The organism is Sphingomonas sp. BK069 (assembly GCF_014193405.1).
GTDB lineage: Bacteria > Pseudomonadota > Alphaproteobacteria > Sphingomonadales > Sphingomonadaceae > Sphingomonas.
On the sequence record NZ_JACHZH010000001.1, the window covers coordinates 49,075 to 60,694 of the forward strand.

At 71.9% G+C, this 11,620-nt stretch carries 14 protein-coding genes; 5 read left to right on the forward strand and 9 right to left on the reverse strand.

Features of this window, described 5'->3' with window-relative positions:
• The first annotated feature begins 176 nt into the window (after positions 1–176).
• A complete protein-coding gene (locus FHY02_RS00205; RefSeq protein ID WP_183919393.1) occupies positions 177–929 on the forward strand; it encodes an SDR family NAD(P)-dependent oxidoreductase in 753 nt (250 codons plus the stop codon).
• Positions 930–947: 18 nt separating this feature from the next.
• On the opposite strand, the gene FHY02_RS00210 is transcribed toward FHY02_RS00205, so the two are convergent.
• A complete protein-coding gene (locus FHY02_RS00210) occupies positions 948–2,384 on the reverse strand; it encodes a diguanylate cyclase domain-containing protein (RefSeq protein WP_260172521.1) in 1,437 nt (478 codons plus the stop codon).
• Positions 2,385–2,495: 111 nt separating this feature from the next.
• Between FHY02_RS00210 and FHY02_RS00215 the strand changes: the two genes are divergently transcribed.
• The gene (locus FHY02_RS00215) at positions 2,496–3,410 is read left to right on the forward strand and encodes a tyrosine recombinase XerC (protein ID WP_183919396.1); all 915 of its coding nucleotides are present in this window, start codon (positions 2,496–2,498) and stop codon (positions 3,408–3,410) included.
• Between the two features lie 37 nt (positions 3,411–3,447).
• Here FHY02_RS00215 and FHY02_RS00220 read toward each other — a convergent pair whose 3' ends face one another.
• From FHY02_RS00220 to FHY02_RS00240, 5 genes are all read right to left on the reverse strand, one after another.
• Complete coding sequence (locus FHY02_RS00220; protein ID WP_183919398.1) at positions 3,448–4,050, reverse strand: DedA family protein; 603 nt, start codon at positions 4,048–4,050, stop codon at positions 3,448–3,450.
• Positions 4,051–4,069: 19 nt separating this feature from the next.
• Entirely contained in the window at positions 4,070–5,029 is a 960-nt protein-coding gene (gene gshB / locus FHY02_RS00225) for a glutathione synthase (protein WP_183919400.1), read from the reverse strand.
• Between the two features lie 100 nt (positions 5,030–5,129).
• Positions 5,130–5,501: a YraN family protein gene (locus tag FHY02_RS00230; RefSeq protein ID WP_183919402.1), complete on the reverse strand. Its 372-nt coding sequence runs from the start codon at positions 5,499–5,501 to the stop codon at positions 5,130–5,132.
• Between the two features lie 53 nt (positions 5,502–5,554).
• Positions 5,555–6,004 (reverse strand): c-type cytochrome, encoded by a 450-nt coding sequence (locus FHY02_RS00235; RefSeq protein WP_183919404.1) that lies wholly within the window; start codon positions 6,002–6,004, stop codon positions 5,555–5,557.
• Complete coding sequence (locus FHY02_RS00240) at positions 6,001–6,456, reverse strand: DUF983 domain-containing protein (RefSeq protein WP_183919405.1); 456 nt, start codon at positions 6,454–6,456, stop codon at positions 6,001–6,003. The genes FHY02_RS00235 and FHY02_RS00240 overlap by 4 nt, the downstream gene beginning before the upstream one ends.
• Positions 6,457–6,616: 160 nt before the next feature.
• Between FHY02_RS00240 and FHY02_RS00245 the strand changes: the two genes are divergently transcribed.
• Positions 6,617–7,552, forward strand: coding sequence for a hypothetical protein (locus tag FHY02_RS00245; RefSeq protein WP_183919408.1), 936 nt, complete (start codon positions 6,617–6,619; stop codon positions 7,550–7,552).
• Here the strand turns inward: FHY02_RS00245 and rsmI are convergent.
• On the reverse strand, positions 7,542–8,384 hold the full coding sequence (gene rsmI / locus FHY02_RS00250; RefSeq protein WP_183919410.1) for a 16S rRNA (cytidine(1402)-2'-O)-methyltransferase: 843 nt from the start codon (positions 8,382–8,384) through the stop codon (positions 7,542–7,544). The two genes, FHY02_RS00245 and rsmI, sit on opposite strands and share 11 nt — an antisense overlap.
• Between rsmI and FHY02_RS00255 the strand changes: the two genes are divergently transcribed.
• The gene (locus FHY02_RS00255; RefSeq protein WP_183919412.1) at positions 8,383–9,582 is read left to right on the forward strand and encodes a penicillin-binding protein activator; all 1,200 of its coding nucleotides are present in this window, start codon (positions 8,383–8,385) and stop codon (positions 9,580–9,582) included. The two genes, rsmI and FHY02_RS00255, sit on opposite strands and share 2 nt — an antisense overlap.
• A gap of 5 nt (positions 9,583–9,587) precedes the next feature.
• Positions 9,588–10,445: a CoA ester lyase gene (locus FHY02_RS00260; protein WP_183919414.1), complete on the forward strand. Its 858-nt coding sequence runs from the start codon at positions 9,588–9,590 to the stop codon at positions 10,443–10,445.
• Here the strand turns inward: FHY02_RS00260 and FHY02_RS00265 are convergent.
• Together FHY02_RS00265 and FHY02_RS00270 are read right to left on the reverse strand one after the other, a co-directional pair.
• Positions 10,430–10,897 carry a hypothetical protein gene (locus FHY02_RS00265; protein WP_221190220.1) on the reverse strand — a complete coding sequence of 156 codons (468 nt, stop codon included), beginning with the start codon at positions 10,895–10,897 and terminating at the stop codon, positions 10,430–10,432. The genes FHY02_RS00260 and FHY02_RS00265 overlap by 16 nt on opposite strands.
• Positions 10,898–10,943: 46 nt before the next feature.
• Positions 10,944–11,438, reverse strand: coding sequence for a TlpA disulfide reductase family protein (locus FHY02_RS00270; protein ID WP_183919416.1), 495 nt, complete (start codon positions 11,436–11,438; stop codon positions 10,944–10,946).
• Between the last annotated feature and the right edge of the window lie 182 nt (positions 11,439–11,620).

Consider the following 11,620-nt stretch of genomic DNA (forward strand, 5'->3'; position numbering starts at 1 on the left):
GCTACCTCCAATAACCTTCTCTCGGAGATGTCTTAGCCTCGCCGAGGTGCGATGCCGGTCGTTGTGCGCCGCGGCGTCGGCGTGACGGCGCTCGGGGCGCTAGACCCCGCGCGCAACCGTCGTATGAGAGACGGCGGTGGCCGCCGCATCGGTCCGGGAAGAGGATGGGTACGTTCATGACAGTCAAGACCGCGATCGTGACGGGCGCTACCTCGGGGATCGGCGCCGCTACCGCGCGCGCGCTGGCGGGGGCGGGCTGGCAGGTGATCGCGACCGGTCGCCGCGGCGACCGACTCGACGCGCTGCGGGCCGAGCTCGGCGAGGCCCTGCTGCCCGTTGTGTTCGACGTGCGCGACGAGGCCGCGGTCGCTTCGGCGCTGGACGCGCTTCCCGAACGCTTCCGCGGCATCGACCTGCTCGTCAACAATGCCGGGCTTGCGCTGGGGACCGGCCCCGCGCAGCACGCCGATTTGGCGCAGTGGAAGACGATGATCGACACCAACGTCACCGCGCTGGTGGCGATCACCCACCGGCTGCTGCCTGGCCTGATCGAGCGCAAGGGCGCGATCATCAATCTCGCCTCCGTCGCGGGCAGCTACCCTTACACGGGCGGCAACGTGTACGGCGGCACCAAGGCCTTCGTGCAGCAGCTCACGCTGATGCTGCGGTCGGACCTGCACGGTACCGGCGTTCGGGTCAGTGCGATCGATCCCGGCATGGTCGAGACCGAGTTCACTCTCGTGCGCACGGGCGGTGACCAGGCTGCTTCCGACACGCTCTACGCCGGGGCCGAGCCGATGACCGCAGAGGACATCGCCGCGACCGTGCTGTGGATCGCGACGCTGCCGCCGCATCTCAACGTCAACCGGCTCGAGCTGATGCCGGTGAGCCAGTCCTTCGCCGGATTTCAGGTGGCTCGCGGCGGCTGAGTCGGAGCGAAAGCCCCGCTACGCCACCCGGCGCGGCGGCGCGAAGCGGCGCTGGCCGACGCGCGCGCGCTTGGCCTGGTACAGCAACACGTCGGCGCGGCGCGCCAGGTCGCGCAACGAGTGGCAGTCGTCGTCGAAGGCGGCGATGCCGACCGAGCCCGCGCTCGTCATCGTCACGCCGTTCGCCTCGACCGCGACTCGCAGCGCCGCCTCGATCCGCTCGCGCAGCGAGTCAAGGTCGGCGATCAGCGCCGGGTCCTCGACGATGAGCGCGAACTCGTCGCCGCCGATCCGTGCCGCGAGCGTGCCGCTCAGCCACGGCTCGGACAGCGCCGCGCCGGTGAGCCGCAGGACGTCGTCGCCCGCGCCGTGGCCCAGCGTGTCGTTGATCGCCTTGAAGCCGTCGAGGTCGATCAGCACGAGGTGCAGGGGCGTACGGTCGCGTCGCGCGCGCGCCATCGCATAGTCGAGCGCGCGGTCGAACGCGGCGCGGTTGGCCAGGCCGGTGAGTGCATCGGTGTCGGCGGCGTGACGCAGCTGCACCTCGAGCGCGTGGCGCTCGGTGATGTCCTGGAACACGCCGACCATGCCGACGACCCGGCCGTCGACGACCTCGGGATCGCCCATCGAGCGAACGCGTAGCGTGCGGCCATCGGCGGTGACGAAGTCGCTTTCGAAGTCGAAGGGTCTGCCCTCGCGAATCGCAGCCTCGATCGTAGCGGCGACGCCGTCGCGCACGGCGGCAGGGTAGAAGGCGAGCGCGCGCGACAGATCGGGTTTCTCGCCCAGCGGCAGGCCGTGGATGCGGTAGACGTTGTCCGACCATTCCAGCGACTGGTCCGCGATCGACAGCCGCCACGAGCCGATCATCGCGATCTGCTCGGCCTGGCGGAAGATATGATCCTGGCGCGCGAGTCTTGTAACCAGCAGCTCGCCCGTGGTGGCGATATGGATCGCCTTCAGCGCGGTGCGGCGCGCGTCGAGCAGCGCCTCGGCCAGCGCGGCAAGGTGACGCAGCGCGGCGCGTGCCGCCTCGTCGAGCGTCCGCGGTGCGATGTCGACCGCACAGATCGTCCCCACGGTGTGGCGCGCGCCGTCCTGGCCGAGCACGTTGACCGGCGCGCCGGCGTAGAAGCGCAGGCCGTTCTCCACCACAAGCGGGCTGGTGCCGAAACGCGGGTCGGCGGCGAGGTCCTCGATCACCACCATGTCGCGCTCGCTGACGGTACGGTTGCAGAAGGCGATGTCGCGCTGGAGCTCGCGCGTCTCGGTCGGTCGTGCGCTGGCCTTGATCCACAGCCGGTCGCGGTCAACGAGGTTGAGCAGCGCGGTGGGGCAGCCGAGCAGCTGCGCCGCGAGCGCCACCAGCGCGTCGAATTCCCTCTCGGGCTCGCTGTCGAGCAGCGCGAGCGCGTTCAGCGCGGCGAGCCGGCTCGACTCGACCGCATGGGCCATGAGAGAAGGGGAAGGTGCCATCGCCGACCTTATGGTTGCCTAACGTTAATTTACCTTTTCCACCCGCGCGTAAGCACGCAAAATGCGACGAAAGGAGAAGTTCGACCCGCGATGCTGGACGTGCCGCTGACGCTCGCCGACCATTATGCGATCCATCTCGCGCGCGACCGCCGCCGCTCGGAGCATACGGTGCGTGCCTATCGCGCCACCGCCACGCGGCTGCTGGCCTTCCTGTCGGAGCACTGGGGCGAGGAGACCGATCGCACGCGGCTGGCACGCGTCGACGCGGCCGACCTGCGCGCCTATCTCGCGCACCGGCGCGGCGCTGCGACGGGTGGCGGCGCCGGGCTGGGCAACGCTTCGGCCGCACGCGAGCTCTCAGCGGTACGCGGCTTTCTCGAATGGGCGGGCGGCACCGGGGCGGCGCCGCGGCTGCGCGGGCCGCGCGTGCGCAAGGGCGTCCCGCGCCCGATCGCGCCGCACGAGGCGGTCGCGCTCGCCACCGACGTGGCGGAGGACAGCGACGAGCCCTGGGTGGCGGCACGCGACTGGGCGGTGCTGCTGCTGCTGTACGGCGCCGGTCTGCGCATCGGCGAGGCGGTGATGCTGCCGGGCGCGGTATTGCCGCTCGGCGAGACGCTGCGCGTCACCGGCAAGCGCGCCAAGACGCGCGTCGTGCCGCTGCTCGCCGAGGTGCGCGCCGCGATCGAGCGCTACGCCGCACTGTGCCCGTGGCCGCTCGCGGCGGACGCGCCGCTGTTCCGCGGGGTGAAGGGCGGCGGGCTTTCGCCCGGCGTGGTGCGGCTCAAGGTGCGCGGCGCGCGCGCGCGGCTAGGGTTGGGCGAGCGCACCACGCCGCACGCGCTGCGCCACAGTTTCGCGACTCACCTGCTCGGCCGCGGCGCCGACCTGCGCGCGTTGCAGGAACTGCTCGGCCATGCCAGCCTGAGCTCGACGCAGGTCTATACCGCGGTCGACGCGGCGCACCTGCTCGACGTCTATCGCGCGGCGCACCCGCGGGGGTAATGCGATGCCCCTCCCCAGGGCGGGGAGGAGCTGCCCGCTACCCGGCGCGCGGCGACCAGGTGACGACGCGGTAGACGTAATAGCCCAGCGCCATCACCGTCAGCACGATCCCGACCGGTCCGACGTAGCGATCGAGCTCGCTGAAGCGGCTGCCGAGATAGAAGCCCGCGCCCGCCAGCACCGCGTTCCAGATGATGCTGCCAAGGAAGGTCATGACGAGAAAACGCCACATCGGCATCGCCGCCATGCCCGCGGGCAGCGAGATCATCGTGCGGAAGGTCGGCATGAACCGAAAGACGAAGATGACCCAGCCGCCGTGGTGATGGAAAAAGTGCTGCACGCGCTCGACGTCGCTCCACTCCATCGTCAACCAGCGGCCGTGGCGCTCGACGAAGGGGCGGAAGCGCGCATAGCCGACACGTCGCCCGATCACGTACCAGAAGACGTTGCCCGCGGTGGTGCCGGCGGTGCCCCAGAGCAGCAGCGGTACGAGCTCCATCTGCCCGCGCGCCACCGCGATCCCGCCCAGACCCATGATCACCTCGGACGGGATGGGCGGGACGACATTCTCCAGCGCCATCAGCAGGAAGATCCCGAGATAGCCGCCTTTGACGATCCAGCTGACGATGAACTCGGTCACGCTCTCGCCAACGGTGCGGTCAGCGCGTGCGTTCCGCGTGGCGGCGCTCGATCGCGTCCCAGATGAGACCGGCGACGTCGGTGCCATCGAACCGCTCGATCGCGACGATGCCCGTCGGCGAGGTGACGTTGATCTCGGTCAGCCACTCGCCGCCGATCACGTCGATGCCGACGAAGATCAGCCCGCGCCGCTTCAGCTCGGGCCCGAGCGCGGCGCAGATCTCGCGCTCGCGCGGGGTCAGCTCGGTCTTCTCGGCCGACCCACCGACCGCGAGGTTGCTGCGGATCTCGCCCTCGCCCGGCAGCCGGTTGATCGCGCCCGCGACCTCGCCGTCGACCAGCACGATGCGCTTGTCGCCCTTGGCGACGTCCGGGAGGAAGGCTTGGACCATGTGCGGCTCGCGCCAGGTCTGGTTGAACACCTCGATCAGCGCGGACAGATTCTCACCTTCCGGTCCGACGCGGAAGATCGCCTTGCCGCCGTTGCCGTGAAGCGGCTTGACCACGATCGCGCCGTGCTGGCGCAGGAACGCGCGCGCCTCGTCGAGCGAGCGGGTCACCAGCGTCGGCGGCATGAAGCGCGCATAATCGAGCACGAACACCTTCTCGGGCGCGTTGCGCACGCTGGCGGGATCGTTGACCACCAGGGTGCGATCGGCGACCCGCTCGAGCAGGTGCGTGGCGGTGATATAGCCGAGATCGAACGGCGGGTCCTGGCGCATGAGCACGACGTCGGCCTCGTCGCCGAGATCGAGTGCGACCGGCTCTCCGAAGCGGAAGTGTTCGCCCGCGACGCGCTGCACCGTCACCGGGTGCGCGCTGGTCCATAGCCTGCCGTTCGACCAGTTGAGCTGGTCGGCGGTGTAGTGGAACAGGCGATGCCCGCGCTGCTGCGCCGACAGCATCAGCGCGAAGGTCGAGTCACCGGCGACGTTGATCTGATCGAGCGGGTCCATCTGGACCGCGACGGTGAGCGCCATGGACTGTCCCTTTCCGGCAGAGCGATGCGGCGGCAGGTAGGGTGGCGCAGAGCCAATGTCACGCACGGTCGCGCCGGCTTGGGCGGGCCGACGCCGGAGCTCAGCCGATCCAGGCGTTCTCGATATGGCGCGGGCGCGTGCCGGGGGCGAGCAGCAGCACGTCGACGCGGATGTCGTCGCCCGGCAGCGCGTAGCGGGGCATCAGCAGCTCGGCGGCGGCGGCCACGCGCGCGAGCCGGCGTTCGTCGATCGCGACGTCGAGCTCGGCGGCGGTGCGCCGCGCCTTCACCTCGACGAAGGCGACCAGCGCACCGCGCCGCGCCACCAGATCGACCTCGCCCGCCGGCGTCCGCACGCGCCGATCGAGGATCTGCCAGCCCTGGAGCCGCAGCCACCAGGCGGCGAGCCGCTCGCCGCGGCGGCCGGCCGCTTCGGCGTCACGGCGGTCGAGCAGGGAGCGGGGGCGGCGCATGATCGCGGCGGTGCCCGAGCCCCGCGGCTGCGGCAAGCAGGTGCTGGCCCGGCTCAGCGAGCCGCGTCGCCCTGCCGGTGCAGATAGGCGATCAGGTCGGCGCGATCGAGCGGGTCGCGCATGCCGGCGAAGCGCATCGCAGTGCCGGGCGCGACCGCGGTCGGGTCGGCAAGCCAGGCGTCCATCGCCGCGTCGGTCCACCTGCCTCCGTGCCCGCGCAGGGCGGCGGTGTAGCCGAAGCGCGGGCTCACCCCGGCGACGGGCGCGCCCATCACCCCGCGCAGGTTGGGCCCGTTGCGGTCGCCCGCACCCGCGCCGATCGTGTGGCAGGCGGCACACTGGCCGAACAGCCGTGCGCCGCGACCTGCGTCGGCGGCGGCGAGCCGCGCCGCCAGCGTCGGGTTCGCGCCCAGCGCCCTGCGGCGGGCCGCCACGTCGCCGTCGCCGCAGGCGGCGAGCAGCGCCAGCGTCGCCGCGGCGAGCGTGACGCGCCGTGCGCTCACTGGTCGAAGTCGCTCGCGCCGGAGGTCCCGTGCAGGTCGGACCAGAGCCCGCGTGTTCCCGCCTCCTGCGCGCGGTTGACGTATTGCGACGCGACCAACCAGCCCTTGATCGGCCGCAGCGGCAGCAGCGTGCCGAGCGCCATCACCGGCACCGAGGTGATGAGATGAACCCAGGCAGGCGGGTCGAACGCGACCTGGAGCCAGACGACGAAGGCGGTCAGCGGCAGCGCGATGATGCACAGCGAGAAGAAGGCGGGGCCGTCGTCGGGTGCCGCGAAGCGATAGTCGAGCCCGCAATGATCACAGCGCGGTACCACCTTGAGCCAGGAGGCGAACATTCTGCCTTCGCCGCAGCGCGGGCAGCGGCCGCGCCAGCCCGAGCGAATGATCCACCAGAATCGGTCGCGGCCGTTCGGCGCGGCGGCGGGGGGGGCGGGGGGCGTCGGTTCCATGCGCGGCGATGTAGGCGCGCCGGCGCGCGGGTTCGATGGGACAGATCGTCCTACCCGGCGCCACGCGATCGCCACTCCTCGCTCGATCCGGATCAGAAAGGGCGTGGGCATGGGAGGGTGGCACGCCTAAACTGTCCGCCGCACGACGGGAGAGAAGGCGATGGTCGGCCCATATCTGGCAGCGTTGGTCATCGCCGCGTTGCAGCTTCCCGCCCCGGTGCCGAGCGCGGCGGCTCCCCAGTCGGCGCCGGAAGACACGGCGGCCAGCGTCACGGAGTCCGCGCCCGTACCCGCCGCGGATCAGCGGCTCGGCGACAACGGCGACATCATCGTTGCCGCGCCTACCCGCAAGGTCATCGGCAACCAGGTGCGCGCGGCCACCGGCCCGGTGTCGCAGAACGTGCCGATCGCGCGCTTCCAAGACCCCGTCTGCGTCGCGGTCGGAGGGCTCTCGAACAAGGTGTCGAGCGAGATCGCGCAGCGCATGCTCGACGACGCCGACTCGGTGGGCATCACGCTCGCCGGCGATCACTGTCGGCCCAACACGATGGTGCTGTTCGTCGACGACGCGCACGCCGAGGTGGCGAAGATGGCGAAGTCCAACCATCGCGCGCTGCTGGGCGTCGGCTTGAACGCGCGCCGCGCGCTGCTCAAGAGCGAGGGGCCGGCGTTCGCGTGGCGGCTCACCGAGATACGCACGCGCGACGGTGAGACGAGCCTGCCCGGGGACGGGCCGCCGACCTTCAACGTCGCGGTCGCCTCGCGCGTCGTCCAGCCGGTGCGGCAGGACGTGGTCACCGCGGTGCTGATCGTCGAGCGCAAGGCGGTGGCGGGCAAGACCTCGCGTCAGCTCGCCGACTACGCCGCTCTACGCCTCTTCGCCGGCGCGCGCGAGCTGCCCGGCGGAGGTCTCGATACGATGCTGGCGCTGTTCGGCGGCAAGGCGGCGTCGCCCGCGCAGCTCACCGCGTTCGACCGAGGCTATCTGCGCGGCCTGTACACGGGCGGGGCCAACGCCTTCGCCTACACCCAGCGCGGTCGCATGGCCGGGGCGATCGCGCGCGAGAACGGGGCCAGCGCGCCCGCTACCCCTTGAGCGCCAGCGCGCGCGCGTACAGCTCGCGGCGGTCGAGACCGAGCGCCTTGGCCACCTCGCCTGCCGCCTTGGATGCGGGCAGGCGGGTGAGCGCCTCGGCGAGCGCAGCGTCGGCGTCGTCCGCGCTGGCCGGGGCGGGCGGGGCAGGCGGCGCGACCACGACGACGATCTCGCCCCTTGGCGGCGCCTCGGCGTAGCGCGCCGCCAGGGCGCCGAGCGTGCCGGTCACGGCTTCCTCGAACTTCTTGGTGATCTCGCGGCACACCGCCGCCTCGCGCTCGCCCAGCAGCTGCGCCAGCGCGGCGAGGCAGGCGGCCAGCCGCGGCCCCGATTCGTACAGCACCAGCGTGGCGCGCACCGCCGCCACCTCGCGGATCGCCTCGGCGCGCGCCTGCTCCTTGGGAGGGAGGAAGCCGAGGAAGAGGAAGCGATCGGTCGGCAGTCCGGCGAGCGTCAGCGCGGCGACCGCGGCGCAGGCGCCCGGGACGGTGACGACGTGGCGCCCGGCCGCGCGCGCCTCGCGCACCAGCTTATAGCCCGGATCGGAGATCAGCGGCGTGCCCGCGTCGGAGACGAGCGCGACCACCTGGGTCGCCATCCGCTCGATCAGGCGTGGGCGTACCTCGGCGGCATTGTGGTCGTGATAGGGAGTCATCGGTCGCTTCGTGCCGATGTGGCGGAGCAGCCCGGCGGTGACGCGCGAGTCCTCCACCGCGATGACGTCGGCGGCGGCGAGCACCTCCGCCGCACGCGGAGAGAGATCGCCGAGATTGCCGATCGGGGTGGCGACGATGTAGAGCCCGGGAAGTAGAGAGTTCACGGGAGTTGTCATGGCAGAGGCGATCGGGCGGCCGCAATGGTCGAACGCATGGGGCCGATTGGTCGCGGTCACCGGCGCGCTGCTGCTCGCGGCCTGTTCGACGGTGGTGCCGCGCGCCCCCGTCGAGGCACCGCGCGCGCAGACCCAGGCGCCGCCGCCGCGTGATACCGCGCCCGAGGTGGTCAGCGGCCTGCCGCGCGACACGGAGCGGCACCGCGTCGCGCTGCTGGTGCCGCTGTCGGGCAGCAACGCCGGCGTGGGGCGCAGCCTCGCCAACGCCACCCAGCTGGCGCTGCTCGACACGCGCAACGCCCAGGTACGAATCACCAGCTATGACACCGCCACCGGCGCCGCGCAGGCCGCCTCGCGCGCGATCGCCGACGGCGCGCAGCTGATCCTCGGGCCGCTGCTGGCCGAGGACGTGCGCGCGGTCGCCCCGATCGCGCACGCCGCCCAGGTGCCGGTCCTGTCCTTCTCCAACGACACCGGCGTCGCGGGCAACGGCACGTACGTGCTGGGCTATGCGCCGGCGCAGTCGATCGAGCGAGTGGTCGGCTTCGCGCGCGCGCGCGGCATGAACAACTTCGGCGGGCTGGTGCCCAACGCGCTGTACGGCAGCCGCGCCTCTACCGCCTTCCTGCGCGCGGTCGAGCAGGCCGGCGGGCGCGTGGTCTCGTTGCAGACCTATGACCGCGGCCCCGGTGCGCTCAGTGCGGCGGTGCAGCGCATGGTCAAGGACGCGCCGTTCGACGCGATCCTGATCGCCGACAGCGCCGGCTCCGCCACGGCGGCAGTGCCGCTGCTCCGTCGCAACAGCCCCTCGGCGCAGATCCTCGGCACCGAATTGTGGAACGCCGACAAAGGCGCGAGTGCGCCCGCGCTGAGCGGCTCATGGTTCGCCAGCGTGCCCGACGATCTGTATCGCCAATATGCGCGCAACTACCGCACCCGCTTCAACGCCGCGCCGTACCGGCTGTCGAGCCTCGGTTATGATTCGGTGCTGCTGGTGGTGCGGATCGCGCGCGACTGGAAGCCGGGCACCGCCTTCCCCGAGCCGCGGCTGCGCGATGCCGACGGCTTCGCCGGGATCGACGGCGCGTTCCGCTTCGGCCGCGACGGCGTCGCCGAGCGCGCGCTTGAGGTGAAGGAGCTGCGCGCCGGAGGCGCGGTGGCGGTCTCGCCCGCGCCGACGGGGTTCGCGGGCAAGTGAGTGCGGTGGCGGCGCGCCCGCGTCGCAGCGCACTGTTCCTTCCCGCGTCGAACCAGCGCGCGCTCGCCAAGGCGGCGACGCTCGACTGCGACGCGGTAATTCTCGACCTCGAGGATTCGGTCGCGCCCGCGGTGAAGTGCGACGCGCGCGACGCCGCACTCGCCCGCCTCACCGCGGGCGGCTGGGGCGCGCGGGAACGCATCGTGCGAGTCAACGGCGCCGACACTGGATGGGGCGCCGACGACCTCGCCGCGCTGCGCGATGCGCCGCTCGACGCGGTGCTGCTCCCCAAGGTGGACGGCGCCGATACGCTCCGCGCCGCGCGGGCCGCGCTGGGCGAGGGGCCCGCGCTCTGGGCGATGATCGAGACCTGCGCCGGCGTCACGGCGCTGCGCTCGATCGTAGCGGTGGCGCGCGAGACCGGGCTCGCCGCGCTGGTGGTCGGGCCCAATGACCTCGCGCGCGAGCTGCGCTGCATCCTGGGCGAGGATCGCGCACCGCTGTGGCCGATCCTCACCGAGGTGGTGCTCGCGGCGCGGCTCGCCGGCATCGTCGCGCTCGATGGCGTCACCAACGCGATCGACGACGCCGCCGCGATCGAGCGCGCCTGTGCGCAGGGCGCGCGCTGGGGATTCGACGGCAAGACGCTGATCCACCCGGCGCAGATCGAGACCGCGAACCGCGCTTTCGCGCCATCGGCGGAGGCGGTCGCCCGCGCCGAGCGGATAGTCGCTGCTTTCGCCTTGCCCGAGCATGCGGCGCTGGGCGCGATCCGGGTCGAGGGCGAGATGGTGGAGCGGCTTCACCTCACCGAGGCGCACCGGCTCATCGCGCTCGATCGTGCGGTTCAGTCGCGGCAGTAACCTTCGCCGGGCTTGACGGTGAGGCACTCCCTCTTGCCGTCGAGATACTTGAGCCCCGTCGCGGCGCCGTCGGTCGGGCGCAGCAGTTCGCGCGCGCCCGCGCGCTGGAAGGCGATACCCTCGGCGGTGACCTCGCCGTCGTAGGTGCCTTTGTCGTCGAGGCTCCACTGCATCGCCAGCGACACCAAGGTGTCGGCGTCCGCGCGGGGGGAGACGACGAGGTTCAGCCCTTCCACCCCCCGCCAGCGCCCGAGATAACGCGCGCGATCGAGCGACGGGGTGGTGCTAGCGACCGGCGAGGGAGTGGCGCTGACGATGTTCGCTGAGCCATCCGGGGCGGCGGTTGCGTTGGCCGCAGCCCCGGTGGCGTCTTCCCCTTCAGGCTCCCGAGTCCGGTCGCCGCAGCCGGAGAGCAGCAGCAGAACGACAGCGGCGAGCGCGAAAGACTTCATCTTCGCTCAACTCGCGCGCTGCGGCACCGTTCCGCCGCGGCGCGCTTCAGCCTTTCGGCGCGGGTTCGTTGAGCAGCGGGATCAGCTCGCGATTAAGGTCGTCCAGATCCAGCGCCGCGGCCTTGGCATAGCGGACCACGCCGGCACGATCGATGATGTAGTTGGTCGGCACGGCGGGCATCTCTGCGTCTATACCCTTGATCCGGCGCACCGCCGGGATCGCCATGGCGGCGAACAGCGGCTTGAGCTGGTGAAGCGGCGCCGACCCGTCGGTTGCCACCGCGAAGACGCTGAGCCCGTGCTGCCTGGTATGACGATAATAGCCGTCGAGCAGCGGCAGCTCGGCGCGACACGGGACACTCCAGGTCGCCCAGAAGTTGAGCAGCACCACTTCGCCGCGGTGCTCGGCCAGGGTGGTCTTGCTGCCGTCGACCAGCGTGAGCTCGATCGGCGGCGCCGGCTGGCCGACCTTGAGCTCGCGCGCGGCGGCGGGCGCCGTGATCAGCGCGCTCGCGAGCGCATATAGGACGAGGTGTCGCATCGTCGTTCGGTCCCCCCGAGGCCGAAGAGTGATGCGGCGCTGCGGCGGCGGTCAAGCCGGGAGCTGGCCCATGATGACGCAGTCTTCGCCGCGGGCTCTGCCGGTTGACCTGCCGCTGCCCCGCCGCTACCCGCCCCACCGACATCGCTGAACCACTCGCGTGCCGAGTCCTGTCGAAGGGC